At 70.5% G+C, this 22,410-nt stretch carries 21 protein-coding genes and 1 tRNA gene; 10 read left to right on the forward strand and 12 right to left on the reverse strand.

Features of this window, described 5'->3' with window-relative positions:
• Window positions 1–17: 17 nt before the first annotated feature.
• Window positions 18–500, forward strand: a complete 483-nt coding sequence (locus tag AUV07_RS06610; protein WP_062634757.1) for a DUF3515 domain-containing protein — start codon at window positions 18–20, stop codon at window positions 498–500.
• A gap of 22 nt (window positions 501–522) precedes the next feature.
• Here the strand turns inward: AUV07_RS06610 and AUV07_RS06615 are convergent, their stop codons facing one another.
• From AUV07_RS06615 to leuC, 6 genes are all read right to left on the reverse strand, one after another.
• The gene (locus AUV07_RS06615) at window positions 523–1,605 is read right to left on the reverse strand and encodes a D-alanine--D-alanine ligase family protein (RefSeq protein WP_062634759.1); all 1,083 of its coding nucleotides are present in this window, start codon (window positions 1,603–1,605) and stop codon (window positions 523–525) included.
• Window positions 1,505–2,602, reverse strand: a complete 1,098-nt coding sequence (locus AUV07_RS06620; protein ID WP_174235364.1) for an NAD(P)H-dependent glycerol-3-phosphate dehydrogenase — start codon at window positions 2,600–2,602, stop codon at window positions 1,505–1,507. Before AUV07_RS06620 ends, AUV07_RS06615 begins: the two co-directional genes overlap by 101 nt.
• Before the next feature lie 31 nt (window positions 2,603–2,633).
• Complete coding sequence (locus AUV07_RS06625; RefSeq protein ID WP_029989231.1) at window positions 2,634–3,389, reverse strand: lysophospholipid acyltransferase family protein; 756 nt, start codon at window positions 3,387–3,389, stop codon at window positions 2,634–2,636.
• Window positions 3,390–3,394: 5 nt separating this feature from the next.
• Complete coding sequence (gene murA / locus AUV07_RS06630) at window positions 3,395–4,762, reverse strand: UDP-N-acetylglucosamine 1-carboxyvinyltransferase (RefSeq protein WP_025103310.1); 1,368 nt, start codon at window positions 4,760–4,762, stop codon at window positions 3,395–3,397.
• A 61-nt stretch (window positions 4,763–4,823) separates the two neighbouring features.
• Complete coding sequence (gene leuD / locus AUV07_RS06635; RefSeq protein WP_062634763.1) at window positions 4,824–5,444, reverse strand: 3-isopropylmalate dehydratase small subunit; 621 nt, start codon at window positions 5,442–5,444, stop codon at window positions 4,824–4,826.
• A 2-nt stretch (window positions 5,445–5,446) separates the two neighbouring features.
• Window positions 5,447–6,883, reverse strand: a complete 1,437-nt coding sequence (gene leuC, locus AUV07_RS06640; RefSeq protein WP_062634765.1) for a 3-isopropylmalate dehydratase large subunit — start codon at window positions 6,881–6,883, stop codon at window positions 5,447–5,449.
• A gap of 188 nt (window positions 6,884–7,071) precedes the next feature.
• Here leuC and AUV07_RS06645 point away from each other — a divergent pair, with 188 nt between their 5' ends.
• Window positions 7,072–8,367 (forward strand): O-acetylhomoserine aminocarboxypropyltransferase/cysteine synthase family protein, encoded by a 1,296-nt coding sequence (locus tag AUV07_RS06645; protein ID WP_062634767.1) that lies wholly within the window; start codon window positions 7,072–7,074, stop codon window positions 8,365–8,367.
• Window positions 8,364–9,677, forward strand: a complete 1,314-nt coding sequence (locus tag AUV07_RS06650) for an LLM class flavin-dependent oxidoreductase (protein ID WP_062634771.1) — start codon at window positions 8,364–8,366, stop codon at window positions 9,675–9,677. Before AUV07_RS06645 ends, AUV07_RS06650 begins: the two co-directional genes overlap by 4 nt.
• Before the next feature lie 16 nt (window positions 9,678–9,693).
• Here the strand turns inward: AUV07_RS06650 and AUV07_RS06655 are convergent, their stop codons facing one another.
• Window positions 9,694–10,701 carry a TerC/Alx family metal homeostasis membrane protein gene (locus tag AUV07_RS06655; RefSeq protein ID WP_062634773.1) on the reverse strand — a complete coding sequence of 336 codons (1,008 nt, stop codon included), beginning with the start codon at window positions 10,699–10,701 and terminating at the stop codon, window positions 9,694–9,696.
• Window positions 10,702–10,968: 267 nt separating this feature from the next.
• Between AUV07_RS06655 and AUV07_RS06660 the strand changes: the two genes are divergently transcribed.
• The 4 genes from AUV07_RS06660 to AUV07_RS06675 all read left to right on the forward strand — a co-directional run bounded on the left by AUV07_RS06660 (window position 10,969) and on the right by AUV07_RS06675 (window position 14,465).
• Window positions 10,969–11,526, forward strand: a complete 558-nt coding sequence (locus AUV07_RS06660) for an RNA polymerase sigma factor (protein WP_062634775.1) — start codon at window positions 10,969–10,971, stop codon at window positions 11,524–11,526.
• Entirely contained in the window at window positions 11,523–12,611 is a 1,089-nt protein-coding gene (locus tag AUV07_RS06665) for a DUF4349 domain-containing protein (RefSeq protein ID WP_062634777.1), read from the forward strand. The genes AUV07_RS06660 and AUV07_RS06665 overlap by 4 nt, the downstream gene beginning before the upstream one ends.
• 64 nt (window positions 12,612–12,675) lie before the next feature.
• Entirely contained in the window at window positions 12,676–13,224 is a 549-nt protein-coding gene (locus AUV07_RS06670) for a helix-turn-helix domain-containing protein (protein ID WP_062634779.1), read from the forward strand.
• Entirely contained in the window at window positions 13,224–14,465 is a 1,242-nt protein-coding gene (locus AUV07_RS06675) for an MFS transporter (RefSeq protein WP_062634781.1), read from the forward strand. The genes AUV07_RS06670 and AUV07_RS06675 overlap by 1 nt, the downstream gene beginning before the upstream one ends.
• 61 nt (window positions 14,466–14,526) lie before the next feature.
• On the opposite strand, the gene AUV07_RS06680 is transcribed toward AUV07_RS06675, so the two are convergent.
• Window positions 14,527–14,599 (reverse strand) — tRNA-Glu (locus AUV07_RS06680).
• Between the two features lie 151 nt (window positions 14,600–14,750).
• On the opposite strand from AUV07_RS06680, the gene AUV07_RS06685 reads away from it, so the two are divergent.
• The 3 genes from AUV07_RS06685 to AUV07_RS06695 all read left to right on the forward strand — a co-directional run bounded on the left by AUV07_RS06685 (window position 14,751) and on the right by AUV07_RS06695 (window position 16,953).
• Complete coding sequence (locus tag AUV07_RS06685; RefSeq protein ID WP_062634783.1) at window positions 14,751–15,389, forward strand: MBL fold metallo-hydrolase; 639 nt, start codon at window positions 14,751–14,753, stop codon at window positions 15,387–15,389.
• The gene (locus tag AUV07_RS06690; protein ID WP_231868208.1) at window positions 15,386–15,928 is read left to right on the forward strand and encodes a GNAT family N-acetyltransferase; all 543 of its coding nucleotides are present in this window, start codon (window positions 15,386–15,388) and stop codon (window positions 15,926–15,928) included. Before AUV07_RS06685 ends, AUV07_RS06690 begins: the two co-directional genes overlap by 4 nt.
• A 98-nt stretch (window positions 15,929–16,026) precedes the next feature.
• On the forward strand, window positions 16,027–16,953 hold the full coding sequence (locus tag AUV07_RS06695; protein ID WP_231868209.1) for a S1 family peptidase: 927 nt from the start codon (window positions 16,027–16,029) through the stop codon (window positions 16,951–16,953).
• A 22-nt stretch (window positions 16,954–16,975) separates the two neighbouring features.
• On the opposite strand, the gene pepN is transcribed toward AUV07_RS06695, so the two are convergent.
• From pepN to AUV07_RS06715, 4 genes are all read right to left on the reverse strand, one after another.
• Window positions 16,976–19,459, reverse strand: coding sequence for an aminopeptidase N (gene pepN, locus AUV07_RS06700; RefSeq protein WP_062634785.1), 2,484 nt, complete (start codon window positions 19,457–19,459; stop codon window positions 16,976–16,978).
• 49 nt (window positions 19,460–19,508) lie between these two features.
• On the reverse strand, window positions 19,509–20,519 hold the full coding sequence (locus AUV07_RS06705) for a DNA topoisomerase IB (RefSeq protein WP_062634787.1): 1,011 nt from the start codon (window positions 20,517–20,519) through the stop codon (window positions 19,509–19,511).
• Between the two features lie 73 nt (window positions 20,520–20,592).
• The gene (locus AUV07_RS06710) at window positions 20,593–21,099 is read right to left on the reverse strand and encodes a hypothetical protein (protein ID WP_062634789.1); all 507 of its coding nucleotides are present in this window, start codon (window positions 21,097–21,099) and stop codon (window positions 20,593–20,595) included.
• Between the two features lie 9 nt (window positions 21,100–21,108).
• A complete protein-coding gene (locus AUV07_RS06715) occupies window positions 21,109–22,386 on the reverse strand; it encodes an MFS transporter (RefSeq protein WP_062634792.1) in 1,278 nt (425 codons plus the stop codon).
• Window positions 22,387–22,410 lie beyond the last annotated feature (24 nt).

The raw sequence follows: 22,410 nt of genomic DNA on the forward strand, positions 1-22,410 counted from the left end.
AAAGGTAGCCTGGATACATGCTTCGTTCCCGCCGCCTCGCTGCCGTCGCGGGGGCGATCGCCCTCGCCGCTGGACTCGCCGGATGCTCCACGACCGTGCACCTCGAGCCGGCGGCCGACGCGAACGACCCGGCCTGCGCGAACGTCTCCGTGCTCCTGCCGGACACCGTCGGCGGGTACGAGCGCGTGTGGACCGACGCGCAGGCCACGGGCGCCTGGGGAGACCCCACGGTCGTCCTGCGCTGCGGCGTGGAGCCGCCCGCCCCGTCCGACCTCGTCTGCACCACCCTCGGCGGCGTCGACTGGCTCGTCCTGGAGCAGGAGGAGGAGCGCCAGCGCCTCGTCACCTACGGTCGCGAACCGGCCATCGAGGTGATCATCCGCCGCGGCGAGCAGGTCGACTTCCAGTCGATCGTCGACAACCTGTCGTCGAACATCCAGTCGGGGCTGGCCCCGGCGACCGCGCAGTGCACCGACCGGGTGGAGTTCCCCGCGAGCTGAGCACGCGCGGGGAACCACGCCGTCAGCGGCGCAGGCCCGCCTCGACCAGTTCCGTGATGAGGTCGCCGTAGCTCAGTCCCGATGCCACCCAGCACTTCGGGAACATCGAGATGGGCGTGAATCCGGGCATGGTGTTCAGCTCGTTCACGACGAGCTCGCCCGTCGGGGTAAGGAACATGTCCACCCGGGCGAGGCCGCGACCGTCGACCGCCTGGAAGGCCCGGACGCCGGCCTCCTGAACGGCGGCCACCTCCGCCTCGGTCAGCTCCGCCGGGCACACCACATCGACGCCGTCGCCGCCGAGGTACTTCCCCTCGAAGTCGTAGAAGCCGCGGTCGGTCAGCACGATCTCGCCGGGGAGAGAGGCGCGGACGCCCTCGGCCGTCTCGAGGACGGCCACCTCGATCTCGCGGCCGGTGACACCGGCCTCGATGAGCACCTTGTCGTCCTCGGCGAAGGCGATGGCAAGGGCGGCGTCGAGTTCCTCCGGCACCGACACCTTCGAGACGCCGACGCTCGACCCGGCGCGAGCGGGCTTGACGAAGACGGGCAGGCCGAAGTCAGCGGCACGAGCGCGGAGGGCATCGGGGTCGGCGTCCCACTCACGACGGCGCACGGTCACACCCGGCGCCACCGCGATCCCGGCGGCCTGCAGGGCGATCTTCATGAAGTGCTTGTCCATGCACAGCGCCGAGTCGAGCACGCCGCCCCCGGCGTAGGGGACCTCGAGCGTGTCGAAGTAGCCCTGGATCGTGCCGTCCTCTCCGTGCGGTCCGTGCAGGATCGGCAGCACGACGTCGATCTCGCCGAGTCCCTCGGTCTCGCCGCCCGGATGCACGACCCGCAGGGTGCGGTCGCCCCCGGGTTCCGGCCAGAGCACCCGGGTGCCGTTGTCGACGACCTCCGGGAGATGCGCGGCGTCGAGCGGGAACTTCGCCGGGTCGTCGTCCTCGAGGACGAAGGCACCCTCGCGGGTGATCCCCACCGGGATCACGGCATACCGGTCACGATCGATCGCGCCCAGCACTCCCCCCGCCGTTGCGGAACTGATCGAATGCTCGCTGGAGCGCCCTCCGAAGAGCACCACCACCGTCTGCTTGTCCATGGTTGGTCCTCTCCCCCTGCGGGGTGTCGTCGTCCGTCGTGAGATGCGGGGCGATGTCCCGGGGATCCATCTTGCCGTCGAGCACCATCTTCACCTGCTCGACGATCGGCATGTGCACATCGGCTTCGCGGGCGAGCTGCAGCACCGGCGCGACCGAGGCGAGCCCCTCGGCCGTCTGCTGCATCTGCTTCACGACGTCCTGGAAGCTGTAGCCCTGCCCGAGCAGCCGCCCGGCGGTGTTGTTTCGGCTCAGCGGCGACTGGCAGGTCGCGATGAGGTCGCCGAGACCCGCCAGCCCCTGCAGGGTCTCCGGCTGAGCGCCGTTCGCGACCGCGAAGTCGGTCATCTCGACGAGGCCGCGGGTGATGATCGACGCCTTGGTGTTCTCGCCGTAGCCGACGCCGTCGACGATGCCGATGGCGACGGCGATGAGGTTCTTGAGCACTCCGCCGAACTCCGTGCCGATGACGTCCGTGTTCACGAACGTCCGGAAGTAGGAGTTGCGCGCGGCCCGGGCCACGACGTCCGCGGTCTCCTGGCTGCGCGACGAGATCACGGCCGCGGTCGGCTGCTCCCGCGCGATCTCCAGGGCGAGATTCGGTCCGGAGGCCACGGCGATCCGGTCGGGATCGCACTGCAGCTCCTGCTGGATGACCTGGCTCATACGCAGGCCGGTGCCCCGCTCGACGCCCTTCATGAGGCTGACGATCTTGGCGTCGCCCGAGACGATCAGCGGGCGCAGCGCCTTGAGGTTCTCCCGCAGCGACTGGCTCGGCACGGACAGGTAGACCTGGTCGACACCGTCGAGCGCGGTCGCCAGCTCGTGCGTGGCCGCCATCGTGCGAGGCAGGTTGATGCCCGGCAGGTAGCGCGAGTTGCGCTTCGCCTCGTCGATCTCATGCGCGAGCTCGGCCCGGCGCGCCCACATCGTCACGTGGGCGCCGCCGTCGGCGAGGATCTTGCCGAACGTGGTGCCCCAACTGCCGGCGCCGATCACGGCGACGCGGGGTCCGGCCGGCACGGTTCTCTTAGGGGTCAAGGCGTCCGGTCTCCTTCTGGCCGTGGCTCGCCGGGTTCCAGCGCTCCGCGGGGGCCTTCTCACCGCGCACCTGCTCCAGCAGCGCGGTGATCGCATTCATGAGTCGGTTGGTGGCTTCCGTGAGAGCCGCCGGCTCGCCGGCGCGACCGCGGAGGTCGGAGACGTCGACGGGGTCGCCGACGATCACGGTCACGGGCTTGCGGAGCGGCCAGAGGCTCAGCCCCTTCTGGTAGCGGCCCATGATCGCCTGGGTCCCCCACTGCGCCATCGGGATCAGCGGGATGCCGTCGGCGAGGGCGAGCCGCACCGCGCCCGACTTGCCGCGCATCGGCCACATGTCGGGGTCTCGGGTGAGCGTGCCCTCCGGGTACACGATGACACCGCGGCCGTGCTCCACGAGAGCTGCCGACTGGGCCATCGTCTGCTTCGCGGACGACGCCGACGAGGTGCGTGCGACCGGGATCATCCCCGTCTTGCGCAGGAACCACCCGAGCACGGGCACGCGGAAGAGGCTCTCCTTGGCCATGAACCGCGGAGCGCGCCCGATCCGCCAGACCGCCAAGGCGACGATCAGCGGATCGAACTCCGAGTAGTGGTTCGGCGCCAGCACGAAAGCGCCCTCGCGCGGGAGCTTCTCCGCACCGATGATGCGGACCTTCGCGATCAGCGACACCAGCGGCACGACGATCGCCGCGAGCGGCCAGAACACGCTCGGCCGCGTCTTCTCCGGCGACCGGGAAGCCATCGGGCTCACCGGAGGACGTCGAAGTCGGCGCCGAGCGCGTCGAGCTTGGCGAGGAACTTCTCGTATCCGCGACTCAGGATGTCGACGCCCGACACCTTCGACTCGCCGGTGGCCGTCAGCGCCGCGATCACGTGGCTGTAGCCGCCGCGCAGATCGGGCACCACGATGTCGGCGCCGTGCAGGGGCGTGGGACCGGTGATGACGGCAGCCTGCTCCAGGTCACGACGCGGGACGCGCCGCGGGCCGTCCTGCAGGCCGCGCGGGTGCACGACGATGTCCGCCCCCATCTTGACCAGCGCCTCGGTGAAGCCCATCCGGTTCTCGTACACGGTCTCGTGCACGACCGAGCGGCCGTGCGCCTGGGTGAGGGCGACCACGAGCGGCTGCTGCCAGTCGGTCATGAAGCCCGGGTGCACGTCGGTCTCGATCACGACCGGCTTGATGTCGCCGTCGCGGCGGAAGAGGATGCCGTCCTCCTGGATGTCGAACCAGCCGCCCGCCTTGCGGAAGACGTTGAGGAAGGTGAGCATCTCCTGCTGCTTGGCGCCGCCGACGAAGATCTCGCCGTCCGTGGCCAGGGCGGCCGAGGCCCACGAGGCCGCCTCATTGCGGTCGAAGATCGACCGGTGGTCGTAGCCACGGAGCTTCTCGACGCCCTCGATGAGGATGACGCGGTTCGGCTCGTAGGAGATGATCGCGCCCATCTTCTGCAGGACGGCGATGAGGTCCATGATCTCGGGCTCGATCGCCGCGTTGCGCAGCTCCGTGACGCCCTCGGCGCGGACGGCGGTCAGCAGCACCTGCTCGGTCGCGCCGACGCTCGGGTACGGGAGGTGGATGTTCGCCCCGTGCAGGCGGGTTCCTCCCGTGGAGAGGCGGATGCCGCTCGGGAGCTTCTCGACGATCGCGCCGAACTTGCGCAGCGCGTCCAGGTGGAAGTCGATCGGACGGTCCCCGATGCGGCACCCGCCGAGGTCGGGGATGAAGGCCTGGCCGAGGCGGTGCAGCAACGGGCCGCAGAACAGGATCGGGATCCGGGAGGCGCCCGCGTGGGCGTCGATCTCCTCGAAGTGGGCCGACTCGACATCGCTGGGGTCGAACACCAGGGAGCCGGGCTCGTCGCCCTCCGACACGCGGACGCCGTGCACCTCGAGCAGCGAGCGCACCACGGCGACGTCGCTGATGGCCGGCACGTCGCGCAGGACGCTCGTGGTCTCCCCGAGCAGGGACGCGACCATCGCCTTGGTGGCGAGGTTCTTCGCGCCCTTCACGTCGACCCGTCCGCGCAGCGGACGACCTCCGCGGATGGCGAGGACGTCTCCGGTCAGCGCGGGGACGTCGTCGGAGAGAGCGTCGCGCACGGGTGTCGTCATTCGGGGCCTCACTTCATTCATCGGGGGCGGGGTTACCCCTGGCTCCCCCGCCCCCTCCGTCTCACTGGACGGGGAGGGTCCGCGGCCGCCACGACTCGCGACGGGCCTCGAACTGCGCGATCTTGTCTTCGTTGCGCAGCGTGAGCCCGATGTCATCGAGCCCTTCGAGGAGCCGCCATCTAGTGTAATCGTCGATCCCGATGTCGGCCTGGAAGCGGGCCTCCGCGCCTCCGGTGAGGTCGCCGATGGCGGCGGTGCGCGCCTCGAGGTCGACGGTCATGCGCGCGCCGGGATCGGCGTCCATGATCGCCCAGAACCGCTCCAGATCCGCCTCGGTGATGGTCGCCGCGAGGAGGCCCTGCTTGCCCGCGTTGCCGCGGAAGATGTCGGCGAACCTCGGGCTCAGCACGACCTTGAAGCCGAAGTCGCGAAGCGCCCAGACGGCGTGTTCACGGCTGGAACCGGTACCGAAGTCCGGCCCGGCGACGAGGACGGAGGCCCCCTGATACGGCGCCTGGTTGAGCACGAACTCCGGTTCCTGCCGCCAGCCGTGGAACAGCGCGTCCTCGAAACCCGTCTTGGTGACGCGCTTGAGGAACACCGCGGGGATGATCTGGTCGGTGTCGACGTTCGACCGCTTCAGCGGCGCGGCGATGCCCGTGTGGGTGGTGAACTTCTCCATGGTCAGGCCTCCAGATCGCTCGGGCTGGACAGGGTGCCGCGGATGGCGGTCGCCGCCGCGACGAGCGGGGACACGAGGTGCGTGCGGCCGCCCTTGCCCTGGCGCCCTTCGAAGTTGCGGTTCGAGGTGGAGGCGCAGCGCTCCCCCGGGGCGAGCTGATCGGGGTTCATGCCCAGACACATCGAGCATCCCGCGAAGCGCCACTCCGCCCCGAAGTCCTTGATGACCTGATCCAGGCCCTCGGCCTCGGCCTCCAGCCGCACGCGGGCGGAGCCGGGAACGACCATCACCCGGACGCCGTCGGCCTTCTTCTTGCCCTGGATGATGGAGGCGAAGGCCCGGAGGTCCTCGATGCGGCTGTTCGTGCACGAGCCCATGAACACCGCGTCGACCGGCACCTCCTTCAGGGGCGTGCCCGGCGTCAGGTCCATGTACTCCAGCGCCCGCTCGGCGGCGGCCCGCTCGTTCGGGTCGGCGATCTCCGCCGGGTTCGGCACCGAGGCGGAGAGCGAGCTGCCCTGGCCGGGGTTCGTCCCCCACGTCACGAACGGCTCCAGCTCGTCGGCGTCGATAAAGACCTCGGCATCGAAGGTGGCGCCGTCGTCGGTCGGCAGCGTGCGCCAGTAGGCGACCGCGTCGTCCCAGTCCTGGCCCTTCGGCGCGTGCGGACGCCCCTCGAGGTAGGCGAACGTCGTCTCGTCCGGAGCCACCATGCCGGCGCGGGCGCCCGCCTCGATCGACATGTTGCAGATCGTCATGCGGCCCTCCATGGAGAGCGCGCGGATGGCGCTGCCGCGGTACTCGAGCACGTAGCCCTGACCGCCGCCGGTGCCGATCTTGGCGATCACGGCGAGGATGATGTCCTTCGCCGTGACGCCGGGACGCAGCGTGCCCTCGACGGTGATGGCCATCGTCTTGAACGGCTTCAGCGGCAGCGTCTGGGTCGCCATGACGTGCTCGACCTCGCTGGTGCCGATGCCGAACGCCATCGCGCCGAACGCGCCGTGCGTGGACGTGTGCGAGTCGCCGCAGACCACGGTGATCCCGGGCATGGTGAGGCCGAGCTGCGGGCCGACGACGTGGACGATCCCCTGCTCCGCGTCCCCCAGGGAGTGCAGACGCACGCCGAACTCGGCGGCGTTGCGGCGCAGCGTCTCGATCTGCGTGCGGCTGGTCAGGTCGGCGATGGGCTTGTCGATCTCCCACGTCGGCGTGTTGTGGTCCTCCGTCGCGATGGTCAGGTCGAGCCGGCGGAGCGGCCGTCCCTCGCTGCGGAGGCCGTCGAAGGCCTGCGGGCTGGTGACCTCGTGGACGAGGTGCAGGTCGATGTAGATGAGGTCGGGCTGGCCGTCCTCGCCCTTGACGACGAGGTGGTCGTCCCAGACCTTCTCAGCGAGCGTCCTGGGGCGTGCGGAATCCGCACCGGCGGTGGTGGTCATGGCGTGTCTCCTGTGGATGGCGGTTCGGCCCACGATGGACTCCGCGACGAGGAGGGGCTCAGATCGAGGTCTCGCCGCGGCCGCTAAGAAGGAGCACGGTCCGCATGACGTCAGGTTACCACCGCTCGGACACGCCGAGACACGCCGTGACACTCTGTTGCTCACCCGATCGACCGAGAGGCCCCCGCATGACCGTCGAGACCGCCCGCTTCGCCACCCGCGCCGTCCACGCTGCGAGAGGCCGAGCCGCTGCCGCCTCCCGTGTGACGCCGATCTACCTGACGGCCGGGTTCGAGTTCGACGACTTCGATCACGCCGCCGACCACTTCGGCACCGGCACCGGATTCGGGTACACCCGCACCGGCAACCCCACGGTGCACGCGGTGGAGCGGCAGCTCGCGAGCCTGGAGTCCGGTGCCGACGCCGTGCTCGTGGCCAGCGGACAGGCCGCGGTGACCACCGCTCTGCTCTCGGTCGTGGGCGCGGGCGATCACATCGTGTCCTCGACCCACATCTACGAGGGCACCCGCGGGCTGTTCCTGGACAACCTCGCCCGACTCGGCATCGAGACGACGTTCGTGGACGACATCGCCGACCCGGATGCCTGGCGGGAGGCCGTACGCCCGACGACCAGGGCGCTGTTCGCGGAGTCGCTCGCCAACGCCCGCAACGACGTGCTCGACGTGGCGGCGGTGAGCGCCGTGGCCGACGAGATCGCCGTCCCCCTGATCGTCGACAACACCCTGGCCACCCCGGCCCTCCTCCGACCGCTGGAGCACGGCGCAGCGATCGTGGTGCACTCCGCGTCGAAGTTCCTCGCAGGCCAGGGCGCGGTGCTCGGCGGCGTGGTGATCGACGACGGCCGGTTCGATGCGGAGCGCGCCGGGCACAACGCCCCGCACCTCGTGCTGCCCGGGCGGGGCGGCGCACCCAGCGTCTTCGCCCGGCACGGCGGCCGCGCCCGCATCGGGTACGCCAGGGAGTCGGTGGCTCCGCGGTTCGGCGCCTCGCCCTCGCCCCTCAACGCGTTCCTCATCGGCCAGGGCACCGAGACGCTCAGCCTGCGCGTGGAGCGCCAGTCGCAGAACGCCCTCGCCGTCGCACGCTGGCTCGCCGCACACGACGCCGTGGAGAGCGTGGACTACGTCGGCCTGCCCTCGCATCCTCACCACGAGACCGCGCTGCGCTACCTCGACGGCGGATTCGGCTCCATCTTCACCTTCACGCTGCGCAGCGGTCTCCCCGCGGCCCGTCGCTTCGTGGAGGAGGTGTCCGTGTTCACCCACATGACGCACATCGGCGACGTGCGGTCGCTCGTGCTGCACCCCGGCACGACCAGCCACGCGCAGCGCACCGACGAGGAGCGTCGGATCCTCGGCGTCGGCCCCGGCACGCTGCGGCTGTCGATCGGCATCGAGGATGTCGACGACCTGATCGGCGACCTCGCGCGGGTGCTCGAGAGCGTCAGGGAAACGGTGGCATGAGCCGCCTGCAGCACTTCGGGTGGTTCCTCGCCCGGGGCTTCGGTCCCCAGGGGTGGGGATATCCGTCCCTGGACTGGGACTACGACTGGACGCGGCCGGAGGTCTACCAGGAAGCGGCCCGCACCCTGGAGCAGGCCGGTTTCGACCTCGTGATCATCGAGGACAGCCCCTCGCTCGGCTCGGCGGACACGATCGACCTGCGCGTGCGTCACGCGTTCGGCGGCCCGAAGCACGATCCCCTGCTGCTCGCACCGTACCTCTTCCAGGCGACCCGTCATCTCGGGGTGGTGCCCACCGTGAACCCCGCGGCCTCGCTGCCCTACACCTCGGCCCGGCAGTTCGCGACCCTGCAGCACCTGAGCGGGCACCGGCTCGGCCTCAACGTGGTCACCGACACCGGCAGCGCCCGGCACTTCTCGGCGGCCCCGCAACTCGGCCATGACGAGGCGTACGACCGTGCCGAGGAGTGGCTCGCCGGCATCCGCGCGCTCTGGCGGAGCTGGGACGACGGGGCGCTGGTCGCCGATCCGGTCTCCGGGGTCTACGCGGACGGCACGCGCATGCGCGCGGTGCAGCACCGCGGGACCCACTACGACTTCGACGGCCCTCTGAACGCCCTGCCCTTCACGGACGGCGAGCCGGCCATCGTCTCCCCCGGCGGCTCCGGACGCGGCCTGGCGTTCGCGGGGGCGAACTCCGACGTCCAGCTGGCGCTCGCTCCCCTGCACGAGAAGGCGGTGCGGGAGTACCGGCAGCGGGTGCACGACGCGGCTCTCGCCCGCGGACGCCGGGCCGAGGACGTCAAGGTCCTCTTCGCCATCCAGCCCGTGATCACGGCGTCCGCCGAGGAGGCCGACCGGATCGTGGCCGCCTCCGCACACCCGGACGACGCCGCACTCGCGCAGATCGCCCGGAAGCAGTCGAGTGATCTGGAGACCGATCTCACGGCCCTCGATCTGGACCGCCCCCTCGACACGTCGGTCTTCGGAGCGCACGTCTCCCGCGGGAGCATTCAGCGCCTGATCGGCGATCGGGGCGAGGACGCCCCGCTCCGCGCGCACCTCACCGCGCTCGCCCGCACCGGCCGGCTGCGCGACCGCAGCGGGTTCGTGGGCACCGCGGAGGAGTTCGCCGATCTCGTCGAGGAAATCGGCGAGTGGGGCAACGACGGCGTGCTCCTCTGGGGCGACTTCCATCCCGTGACCCTGCACCGCACCCTCGACGAGCTGGTGCCGATCCTCCGCCGCCGCGGGCTCCTCCGCCGCGACTACGCGGACGGCGGTCTGCAGGCGAATCTGCAGGCGTTCTGACCCGCTCCGCGCGGACTCAGTCGCCGACCGGGATGGTGCGCTTCTCGGCGCGCTTCTCGCGGGACGAGGCGATCAGGCTCGCGATCGTCGCGACCGTCATCGACACGAGGATCACGGCGAGCGACACCATGTTGTCGATGTCCGGCACCCATTCCACGTGCTCGCCGCCGTTGATGAACGGGAGCTCGTTGACGTGCAGCGCATGCAGGATCAGCTTGATGCCGATGAACCCGAGGATCACGGCGATGCCGTAGTGAAGGTAGCGGAGGCGGTCCAGGAGGTCGCCGAGGAGGAAGTAGAGCTGTCGCAGCCCCATGAGAGCGAAGATGTTGGCGGCGAAGACGAGGAAGCCGTTGGTCGTGATCTCGAAGATCGCGGGGATCGAGTCGATCGCGAAGATGAGGTCGGTGACGCCGATCGTGATGAACACGATGATCATCGGCGTCCACATCCGCTTCCCGTCGACGGTCGTGCGGATCTTCGAGCCGTCGTAGGTCTCGCTGATGTCGATCCGGCGGCGGAGCAGCCGGACGATGAAGTTCTCACGCTTGACGTCGTCCTCGTGCTCGCCTTCCGGCATCGCCTGCCGGATGGCGGTGTAGACGAGGAAGGCGCCGAACAGGTAGAAGATCGGCGAGAAGTTCTCGATGATCGTCACGCCGACGAGGATGAACAGCCCGCGCAGGACCAGCGCGATGATGATCCCGACCATCAGCACCTGCTGCTGCAGACGTCGCGGCACCGCGAACTGCGCCATGATCAGCACGAAGACGAAGAGGTTGTCGACGGAGAGGCTGTACTCCAGCGCCCACCCGGTGATGAAGTCCCCGGCGTTCCGCCATCCGCCCACGGTCCCCAGCAGCACCGCGAAGAGCAGGGCGAGGCCCACATAGAACACGACCCAGAGAGTCGACTCCTTGGTGGAGGGGATGTGCGGGCGCAGCCGGATGAGGAGCAGGTCGCCGATCAGGATGATCGAGAGGACGACCATCGAGGTGATCTCGAACCAGACGGGGATGTCCACGGGCGCTGTGCACCTTTCGCGAGGGGTCGGGAATGAGTCGAAAGTCTCTCCCCCGCAGATGTGCGGCGCGCGCCCGGAGCAGCGATGTCGGTGCTCGTGATGACGTTACGCGCGGATTCGGGATACTCCCTCTCGCCCGGGCCATGCTACCGGAGGTGGGGGTCATCGGGACGAGGAAGTCGACACACGACGGCGGATCCGAATCCGTGCTGAGACGATGGGACATCCGCCGACACTCTCGAGGGAGAGACACCGAACGGAACCAGGATGCCCGGACAGACGAGTGACCAGCGATTGGCCGCCCAGGCGGCGGCCGGCGACCAGAGCGCCTTCCGCGCGCTGTACCGCGCCCACGTGCGCCCCGTGTACTGGATTGCCCACGGCATCCTGGGCGCCGCCGCCGACGCGGAGGATGTGACGCAGGAGACCTTCGTGGTCGCCTGGCGCAAGCTTCCGGGGCTGGAGCTGCAGGGAGAATCGATCCTGCCCTGGCTCGCGACCATCTGCCGCTTCCAGGCCGCGAACCGGCTGCGCCAGCGTCGTCGCGACCAGGCGCACACGACGGATGCGGTCGACGATCAGCTCCCCGACGTCGTGAGCGTCGAGGACCAGGTGATCACGGCCGCGCTCGCCGCGCGGATCGCCGCGGAGGTGGGCACCCTGAACGAGCTCGACCGGGAGATCTTCCGGCTGTGCGCGTCCGAGGGCTACGCCTACCAGGCCGCCGCCGACGAGCTCGGCGTGACGCACGCCGTCGTCCGGAACCGTCTCTCGCGCGTGCGCATCCAGCTGCGCGGCGCCGTCAAGGAAGTGAGGGACGCATGAACGACCAGACCCCGCAGCAGAGCCTCCCGCCCGTGTCCGACGCGACCGTCGCGCGCATCGAGGAGGCCGTCTTCAGCGAGATCCAGGGCGAGCGGCCGCCGGTTCCGCCGCGCGCAGAGCGCGCCAGGAGACGTCGACGCCGGTGGCTCACGGCCGGCGGGATCGCGGCGGCCTTCGTCGTCGGGGTTCTGGTGACGCCGCCGATCCTCGGTGCCGTGGGAGGCGGCGGGTCGTCCCTGTCCACCGCGGACGGCGTCGTGGGCTGGTCGACCGACGAGGCGGGCTCGGCCGTGCCGGACCGGGCCGTCGAAGGGGCGACCCTCCCTGGTGCCGTCGGATCGGACGCGGCGGCGTCCGCCGAGGATGCCAGGGAGATCGTCGCCACGGCCCAAGCCTCGGTGCAGGTGAAGGACGTCGCCGATGCCGCCGCCGCCATCGGCGACCTCGCTGTCGAACACGGCGGCTACGTCGAGAGCACCGAGGTCGGCAAGGCGGCCGCGACGGATGCCCCCGCCGAGCGGGTCCCCGCGGACTCCGGGTACGGCTGGATAACGGTCCGCGTCCCCGCCGACGACCTGACCACGGTGATCGCCGCCCTCGGCGACACCGGGGAGGTCCTGTCGTCCTCCGTCACGAAGCAGGACGTCACCGCCACCGCGATCGATCTCCGCGCCCGCGTGGAGTCGACCCGCGCCTCGGTGCAGCGGCTCACGGAGCTCATGAGCCAGTCGGGCTCGGTCGCCGATCTCATCGAGGCCGAGGTCGCGCTCACCGATCGCCAGGCACAGCTCGAGTCGTACGAACAGCAGCTCGCCGCCCTGGAGGACCAGGTGGCCCTGTCGTCCCTCACGGTGGAGCTGTCGCGGGCGGACGCCCCGGCCGCAGCGGACCCCGCGGGCTTCGGCGACGGGTTGCGGGCCGGATGGAACGGTCTGGTCGTCTCGCTCAACGCCCTGGTGGTCGCGTTCGGCTTCCTCCTCCCCTGGCTCGCGGTGGCCGCTGTCGTCGTCCTGGTCGTCTGGCTCATCCGCCGCGGCCGACGGCGCCGGAAGGCGGCGGCCGCTGAGCCCCGAACGGAGGAATAGCCCGACGTTCCGCGGTATACAAGAAGTCTTGTGCGTCTCCGAACCGCTGCATAGCCTTCGGGGCGTGGAAGACATCTCCGTGATCACCGCCGTGCACCATCCGCTGCGGCGTCGCATCTACGACCACCTCCTGCTCTACGGCACGGCGCAGGTGACGGCGATCGCCCGCGCGCTCCACAGCCAGGTCGGCAGCATCAGCCATCACCTCCGGATGCTCGAGCGCGCCGGGATCGTCGCGCGTGCCCCCGACCCGACCGGCGATCGGCGCACGAGCTGGTGGACGGTCGCACGGCGGGGCCTAACCTGGTCGGTGGAGGACTTCGCCGATTCCCCCGGTGATGCGCTCCTCGCCAGGGAGGCACAGCGGCAGGGCATCCGCATGCAGATCGACCGTCTGCAGCGCTGGCACCGCCGCCGAGGCGATCCCGCCGTGGCTGACTACGACGCCTCCAACACGGAGGCCACCGCCTGGGCGACCCCGGACGAGCTGCGCGATCTCTCCGCACGCGTCCTGCAGGCGCTGCGGGACTGGCAGGCATCGATCGACGAGGACGACGGCCAGGAGCGCACGCCCGTGTTCTTCTTCGCCCACGCGTTCCCCACGGAACCGTGATGACCGCACTCACCCCGCCCCTCGAGCTCTCGGCCCCTCCTCCGTTCCGGCGCGACCGGATGGTGCACGCGTGGGTCGGCGTGAAGGCCCTGTCCGATGCCGGCGACGCCGTGTGGACGATCGCGGTGGCGTGGACGGCCGTGCAGATCGCCTCCCCCGCCGTCGCCGGACTCGTCGTCGCCGCTGGCACGATTCCGCGCGCCATGGTCCTGCTCTTCGGCGGAGTCGTCGCGGATCGCGCCGACGCCCGCCGGGTGATGATGGTCTGCAACGCGGCGCGTGTGGGCGTGCTCGTCGCCGCTGCCGTGTGGACGGTCTCGCAGGCGCCGACCGTGCCCGTCCTGCTCGCCGCCGCCGTGGCGTTCGGGGTGTGCGACGCGTTCTACGAGCCCTCGGCGGGCACCATCGGGCGACAGCTGGTGCGCACCGACGATCTCCCCTCCTACGCGGCTGTCATCCAGACGGCATCACGCCTGGGCACGATGGGCGGCGCCGCTCTGGGCGGCCTGCTCGTCGCCCAGGCCGGTCTCGCGGGGAGCGCATCGGCGAACGCGGTGACCTTCGCCCTCGTCGTCGGATTCCTGGCGATCGCCCTGCGCCCGCGGTTCCGGCTCGCCAGGACCCCGCGCACGTCGTCCCTGCGCGCGATCGGCGCGGCGTTCGCCCACCTCGGGGCGAACCCCACGACGCGCACGCTCGTCATCGCCCTCTCCGGGCTCAACCTCGCGGTCGGCCCGGCCGTCGGCATCGGCCTCGCTCTGCGGGCGCACGCCGAAGGATGGGGGGCTCCCGCGGTCGGCCTGTTCGAGGGCCTCCTCGGCCTCGGTGCCGCCGTGGGCGCGGCCGCGGTCGCGAGATGGCGGCCGCGCCACGAGGCGCGGAGCGGATTCGGCGCTCTCCTCGTCCAGGGAGCGGGCATCGTCGCGCTCGGGTTCGGCCCCGTCTGGACGGTGGCCGTCGCAGCGGCTGTGGTCGGCGCCACCGCGGGATACGCCTCCGTGCTGCTGAGCGCGACGTTCGCCGCGACGGTGGACACCGCGTTCCTCGGTCGGATGGGCTCCCTCACCCGGCTCGGCGACGACTGCCTGATGCCGCTCGCGATGGCGGGCTTCGGCGCACTCGCCTCCCTCACCGCCGTCTGGGTGCCGTTCGTCGTGGCCGGTGGCGCGATGATGACGCTCATGCTCGTGCCGCTCCGGGCCCGCGCGTTCCGGACGCTGTCGCTGCGCGCGGACGACTGACGCGCACGGTCGGGAACGACGAAAGCCCCCCGGAGAACCGGAGGGCTTTCGTCGTGTTGTGTGACCCCAGCGGGATTCGAACCCGCGTTACCGCCGTGAGAGGGCGGCGTACTAGGCCGCTATACGATGGGGCCGTCTTGCGGAACTTTTCCGTTCCGCGACAACCGTTCAAGTATGCCACGGCGATTCTCACTGCGCCAAATCGAGGCCCCCTCACCCGAGATCCCGGGCGTGGCGCGCCGATTTCCGTTTGCCGCAGACCCCGGGAAGGAGTTGACTCGTCTCATGCGCGTCACCAAGTTCGAACATGCCACCCTTCGTCTGGACCAGAACGACGACACCCTCCTGATCGATCCCGGATCCTTCACCGCCCCGCTGCACGATCTCAGCGGACTGGTCGCCATCGTGCTCACGCACGAGCACCCCGACCACTGGACGCCGGAGCACCTCGACCGGATCCTCCGCGCGGCCCCCGGCACCCCCATCTTCGGGCCGGAGGGCGTGGCGAAGGCGGCGGAGGGCTATGAGGTCACGGTCGTCTCCCCCGGCGACACCGTGGAGGTCGGCGCCTTCACCCTGCGCTTCTTCGGCGGCACGCACGCGGTGATCCACTCGTCGATCCCGACGATCGACAACGTGGGCGTGCTCGTCAACGACGCGTTCTACTACCCCGGCGACTCCTATGCGGTGCCCGAGGGCGTCGAGGTCGGTACCCTCGCCGCGCCGCTCGGAGCCCCGTGGCTCAAGATCGGGGAAGCCATCGACTACGTGCTCGCCGTGAAGCCCCGCCGCGCGTTCGGCACGCACGACATGACCCTGTCCGTGATCGGCAAGAACATGCACCGCCAGCGGCTGCAGTGGGCGACCGAGGCGGGCGGCGGCGAGTTCCTCGTGCTCGAGCCCGGCGACGCCGTGGACCTGTGACCCCACCGCGACGCCTCCTTCCCGCCCCGACGCCGCGGCTCGCCTTCCGGGAGATGACCGCCGACGACCTCGAGGAGATGGCGGCGCTCCTCGGGGATCCCGAGGTCATGGCCTACTACCCGGCGCCGAAGTCGCGAACCGAAGCCGCCGCGTGGATCGCGCGCATGCAGCAGCGCTACCGCGAGGACGGCCACGGTCTCTGGATCATCGAGACGCACGACGGGGAGTTCCTCGGCGACTGCGGTCTTACCTGGCAGTGGGTGAACGACTCCCCCGTCCTCGAAGTCGGCTATCACGTCCGCGCCGACCGCCAGCGACGCGGCTATGCCACCGAGGCGGCGCGCGCCTGCGTCGACCTCGTCGCGCAGACCTTCGCACCGACCGTCCTCACCGCCATCATCCACCCGGAGAACCGGGCGTCGCGAGGCGTGGCGGAGAAGCTCGGCATGACGCACATCGCCGACGACCACGCCCATCCGTGGATCGTACGGACCGTGATGGGCATGACCGTCGAGGCCGTGGCCGGCAGCGCCTCCTGACCGCGGGCCAGGATACCGGGGCACTCTTGCTCCGGTCGTGACCGGATGCTGTACTGGGCGCTCGTAACGTGTTACCTGTCACGAAAGGAACAGTCCTCATGATGATGACCGGAGTTCACCAGAGCAGGAAGAGGATCGGGCTCGCCCTCGCCGGCGTCGCCCTCGTCGCGTCCGGCCTCGTCGGCACGACGGCGGCGACGGCACGGGCGGACGACGATTCCGGCGACCGCGAGGAACGTGCCAGCTCGCGGATCATCGGCGGCACGGCGGTGCCGAACGACGCCTATCCGTTCATGGCGTCCCTCCAGTTCGCCGGCGAGGCCTTCTGTGGTGGCTCGCTGGTGGCGCCGCGCGTCGTGATGACCGCCGCGCATTGCGTCACGGGCGCTGACCCCCTCAGCGGGCTCCCGGTGCCCGACGTGGACGGAGTGACGGTGACGGTCGGCCGCACCGTGCTGTCCGACGGCAGTCAGGGTCAGGATCGCGGTCTCGCCGGCACGGACGCCGGTGGCCCGGTCGTCGTGCACCCGCGCTACCTCCAGGGGGATGAGGCCTACGACCTCGCCTTCGTGACGCTCGACCGCCCGGTCTCGGGCATCGTGCCCGTGAAGCTGCCCACCAAGGGGACGGACGCCCTCCTTCGTCCTGGACAGTCGGCGACCGTCATCGGCTGGGGCAACACCGACACCGCTCTCGGGAACTTCCCGGACCGGCTCCGTCAGGTCCAGGTGCCGATGCTCGCGACGGAGGAATGCGAGCTCAGCTACGACTCCTTCCGCCCGGGAGTGAACATGTGTGCCGGCGTCGTCGGCAAGGACTCCTGCCAGGGAGACAGCGGCGGACCACTCTTCCGCCGACCTCCGGCGCGCGACACCGCCTACCAGATCGGCGTCGTGTCCTACGGGGACGGCTGCGGCGAGCAGGGCGCGCCAGGGGTGTACGTGTCGCTGAGCTCCGCAGACCTCTGGGACACCCTGGCGGAGTCCCCTGAGGGCAAGGCCATCGCGAAGAGCCTGAGGCGCTGACCGCTGCCGGGATCGCTGTCGGTCAGCCCTGTGCGCCCCGCACCCGCAGGTCACGCGCGAGGTGGTCGCGCTGCTCGATGAGGAGTCGTCGCAGCGCCGCCGGGGCCTTGGGGCTGGCCGACAGCCAGGCATCGACCAGGTCCAGCGAGGACCGCGCGGGGAACAGACCGATCACCAGGCGACGAGCGATCTCGATGCTCCGCTCCGACCACGCGGCTCCGATCCGCTCGAAGTACTCCTCGTCGAAGGACTCGATGAGGTCGCGGCGGCCGCCGGCGCGGAAGCCCCCGATCTCGGCATCGAGGTGGTCGTTGGTGAGCGACCGGTCGTCCCACGCGGCCGTCCAGGCGGCCGCGCGCACCGCCGCGTCGGGGACGGAGGCGCGAGCGCGGCGGGCGGCGGTGCGTCCGTCGCCGGTGTCGTCCCGCTCCTCCTCCGCGGCGATGTCCGCGAGATCAGCGTGGCCGGTCGTCACGAGGGCCGTGAGGAGCTGCCAGCGGAGGTCGGGATCAACGACGAGGCCCTCGGGCACATCGCCGTCGAGCAGGGCACGGACCTCGGCGTGATGGATGTCGTCGAAAGCCGAGGCCGCCGCCAGCGCGCGCGCCCAGGAGAGCTGGGCGTCGCTGCCGGCGTCCGCCTGCTGCAGCGTCGACCACGTGGCCTCGGTCCAGGCGCGCTGCTCCGCGTCGCGTCGGTCGTCGCGGACGAAATGCCGCAGCGCGAAAGCAGCGTCGAGGAGCGCCGCGGCCAGCAGACCGCCGTTCGACTCCCGCGGCGCGTGCGCCCGCACGATCGCGACGAAGCGAGCCGCGTCGAGTTCGCCGTCACGGGTGGCGTTCCAGAGCGACGACCACACGAGCGCCCGGGCGAGCGGGTCCTCGATGTCGGACAGCGACTCCTCGACGGTGCGGAGGGACCGCTCGTCGAGGCGCGCCTTCGCATAGGTGAGGTCGTCGTCGTTGAGCAGCACGAGATCAGCCTCGGGGAGGTCGATGTCCACGCGCTCCCCGATCAGGTCCAGCTCCCGCTGCTCCCGCCGCACGATGCGGCCATCCACGCGGTCGTACAGCCCGATCCGCAGGCGGTGCGGACGGACGTCGTCCTGCACGAGATGGTGCCCTCCGTCGGCGTCGGTCTCCGTCCAGATCGTCGAGACGCCCGTCGTCTGCAGCCAGGCGGCCGCCCAGTCGGTCATGTCCCGGCCGGACACCGCGCTGAGCTCGACGAGGAAGTCGACGAGAGTGGTGTTGCCGAAGGCGTTGGCGGCGAAGTACCGGCGAGCCCCCTCGAAGAACGCCTCGTCGCCTACGAAGGCGACCAGCTGCTTCAGCACCGAAGCGCCCTTGGCGTAGGTGATGCCGTCGAAGTTCAGCTTCGCGGCCTCGAGGTCGGGGATGTCGGCGACGATGGGGTGGGTCGTGGGCAGCTGATCCTGCTGATAGGCCCAGGCCTTGCGACGCATGGCGAACGTCACCCACGCGTCGTGGAACCGGGTGGCCACCGCCGAGGCGTGCGAGCCCATGTAGTCGGCGAACGACTCCTTGAGCCAGAGGTCGTCCCACCACGTCATCGTGACGAGGTCGCCGAACCACATGTGCGCCATCTCGTGGAGGATCGTGTTGGCCCGGCCCGCCCGCTGCGCCTCGGTGGCGGCGCCGCGCGAGAGGTAGCCCTCCGTGAAGGTGACCAGACCGGGATTCTCCATCGCACCGAGGTTGTACTCGGGGACGAAGATCTGGTCGTACTTGCCCCACGGGTAGGGATAGGCGAAGGCGTTGGTGAAGAAGTCGAGCCCCTGCCGGGTGACCTCGAGGATCTCGTCGGCCTCGAGGTGGTCGACGAGCGAACGGCGGACGAAGACGCCGAGGGCGACCCGCTGCTCGTCTCTGGTCCACTCCCCGTCGACGCGGGCATAGGGGCCGGCCGCGATCGCCGTGATGTAGCTCGAGATCGGCAGCGTGGGGGCGAACTGCACCCGCTGCACGCCGACGCCGAGGTCGACGTGAGCCGGCGACTGGTTCGAGAGCACCTCCCACCCGGACGGTGCGTCGACGACGAAGGTGTACTCCGCCTTCATGTCCGGCTGCTCGAAGCAGGCCATCACCCGACGGGAGTCCGCGGGCTCGTACTGGGTGTACAGGTAGGTGCGGTCGTCTGCCGGGTCGTGGAACCGGTGCAGCCCCTCCCCCGACCGGCTGTAGGCACCGACCGCCTCGACCAGGACGACGTTCGAGGCCGCGAGGCCGTCGATCGTCAGGCGCGCCCCGTCGTAGACGACGTCCCGCTGCTCCCCGTTCACCTCGACGCGGACGACCTCCTCGCCGATGAAGTCGAGCCACGTGCTCTGGACGGTCGCATCGAACTCCAGGACGGTCGTGGTCGGGAAGCCCGTGCGCGCCCGCTCCGGGGCTCCGGTCAGGTCCAGCTCGACGCGGATGCGGTGCAGGGTGATCGCGGCGGATCGCGCCGCAGTCTCCTCACGGGTCAGGTTCGCGGTGTGCATCCCCCCATCCTGGCATCTTCCCGGGGACGACCGGGGAGCGTCGGCGCGTTCAACCGCGCCGTCCTGTCCCTCGCCGGTTGACTTTCCGCGACGTCTCCGGTCCGCCCAGCAGTCGCCGGATCGCCGTCTCGGGCGTCACGTCGAGGTCGAGCGTCCGCCCCCGACCGTACTGCCGGAACACACGGGGATCGATGTAGCTGTTGCGGGCGACCGCGGTCGTGTTGCCGAGCGCCGTCGCCGCCGCCTGCACCGCGAGACGCTCGGCCTGGTTCCGCTGACCGCGGCGGTCGAGGGCTCCGATGCGGGCGAGGGCGTCTGCGGCGATGATCGTGCCGTGCAGCGTCCGGAAGTCCTTGGCCGAGAAGCTGGCCCCGAGTACGTCCTTGAGGTACGTGTTGACCTCGGCGGGCGTGATCTTCACCCGCCGCCGGCCTTTCCGGTACGCCAGGAGGAAGGCGGTCGAGGCGCCGCTCGCGAAGTCGGTGAGGGCTTCGGCGAGGGATTCGTCGGTGATCTCGATCGCGGCGGTCTGTCCGCTCTTCGCCGGGAAGGAGAGGGCGACGTCGCCGCCGTCGATGCGGACGTCGCGGCGGCGGAGGGTGGTCAGGCCCCGGCTGCCGTGACGCGCCAGGTAGCGTTCGGAACCGATCCGCAGCGCGGCGTCGTCGAGGAGGCGGAAGGCGATCGCGAGGGCGCGCTCCTTCGTCTGCCCGTCCTCCTTGAGCGCCTTGGTGACCTGCGCGCGGGCGCTGGGCAGAGCTGCGGCGAGATCCAGCGCCCGGACGAACTTGCGACGGTCACGGGAGACCCGCCAGAGCGGGTGGTAGAGGTACTGCTTGCGCCCGGCGGTGTCGATCCCGACGGCCTGGATGTGCGCGAGCGGGTCGGCCGCGATCCACACGTCCTGCCACGCCGGCGGGATCACCAGGTCGCTGATGCGTTCGCGATCCGCCTCGGGCGCCGGCTCCCCCGTCGGATCGACGTACCGGAACCCCGAGCTCGTCCGCTTCCGTGTGAAACCCGGGTCCTGGCCGGGTACCACTCGCACCAGTCGCGCCATGCGTCTCTCCTCCCGCCGTGCAGCTCCTCCGAGTGTGGAGTGACCGCGGTCTCGGCGGGAAGGGAGTGGCGTCTCACCCCGCCGGCGTGCTATCCGCGTCGGTGTCCTTCGCGAAGACCGCCCGCATGTGGTCGCTGGTGAGGAAGTCCGCGATCCCGATCATGATGAGGCTGAAGACGATCTGCTCGGTGACCATCCAGACCGGGTAGAGGCCGGGGATCGCCGCCATGACGAGCGTGATGACGGGGAAGATCTGCGCGAACAACCGCAGCCGGAGGTAGGCCCAGCGCCATCCGCGGCGTGCGCGCCACGCGAAGTAGAACAGCGTCGCCGTCATCGCCAGCACCACGAGGGTGCGCATCCACACGGCGAAGGGCACGCTGTCGCCGTCGGCGGCGAGCACCAGGGCGACCACGACGGCGCCCACCCCGAGCACCAGCTCGGCGACGAGCAGCCAGAGGATCCAGGTGAAGGCACGGACGGTCCGCGGATGGGTGCGACCGGCGTCGCTGATCAGCACGCCGGCCTGCCGCCCACCCGCGATCCGGTCGAGACGGAGGAAGAGCGGTTCGAGGGCCATGCTCGGAGCCTAGACCGGCGGCGTCCGTTCGACCTCGTCCGTTCGATGGACCTCGGCGCTGCTGCCGTTGGCCGCTGCCGGGAGCACCCGCTCCAGCACCACCGCCAGCACGCCGACGGCGAGGCTGCCCGCGACCATGACCGCGATGAACCAGCCGCTGACGCCGACGCCGAGGAGCACCCCCGCGACGAGCGGACCGAGGATCGCTCCGCCCTGGAAGGCCGCGGAGTTGAGGGCGTTGTAGCGCCCGCGGGTGCGGTCCGTCGCGAGATCGTTGTAGATGGCCGGGATCGTCGGCTGCATCATGGTCTCTCCGAACGCGAACACGCCCATGAACGCGATCACCGCGATCGCGGCCGTGACCGAGTCCGGAAGCAGGCCCGCGGCGCCGAGCATGACCCAGGAGACGGCCCAGATGAGGGCCATGACCTGCATGACCCTGGTGCGCCGGCGCCCGGTGATGAGCCGGAGGACGGCGAACTGCAGCAGCACGATGACGGCCGTGTTCACCGCGAACGAGATGCCGACGACGGCGGTCGAGACCTGGGCGATCTGACGGGCGTAGGCGGGGAAGCCGGCCTCGATCTGTCCGTAGCCGATGAAGACGGAGAAGAAGGTCAGCAGCGTCATCCAGAGCACCGCGGGGCGCCGCAGGATCTCCCGGTAACCGCCCTCGGTGGTCACCGCAGGGTCCGGGTCCGCCTGGGTGCGCACGTGCCGGAGCGGGCCGAGGAGCAGAGCGAGCGGGATGAGGCTCGTGGCCGCGTCGATGAGGAAGATCGTGGTGAAGGTCGACGGCTCCGTCACGTCGACGAAGAAGCCGCCGATGATGCCTCCCACGCCGATGCCGAGGTTGACGAGGGCGAAGTTCACGCCGAAGTACTGCTGACGGACCTCGCCGTCGACCACCGAGGCGATCAGGGCGTTGAAGCCGGGCCAGGAGACCCCGAAGTTGATCCCGATGAGCACGACCGCGACGGTCGCGACGGCGGGATGTGTGGCGTAGGCGAGGAGCGTGCACCCCGCGATCATCGCCAGCAGGCCCACGATCAGCACCCGCCGGGCGCCGAAGCGGTCGATGAGCGTGCCGCCGGGACCCGTGACCACGAGCCCCGTGATCGCGATGAGGCTCATGAGCGCACCCGAGAACCCGAGGTCGAAGCCGCGGACCTCGTGGAGGTAGATGATCGTGAACGGCAGCGTCATCCCCCGCCCGAGGGTCTGGATCGCCACGGTCGACAGCAACCAGCGCCCCTCGGTGGGGAGCGCGTTCCAGAAGGACTTCATACCGATCACCTCGTCATTGTTCCA

The sequence above is a fragment of the Microbacterium sp. CH1 genome (genome assembly GCF_001595495.1).
Classification (GTDB): domain Bacteria; phylum Actinomycetota; class Actinomycetes; order Actinomycetales; family Microbacteriaceae; genus Microbacterium.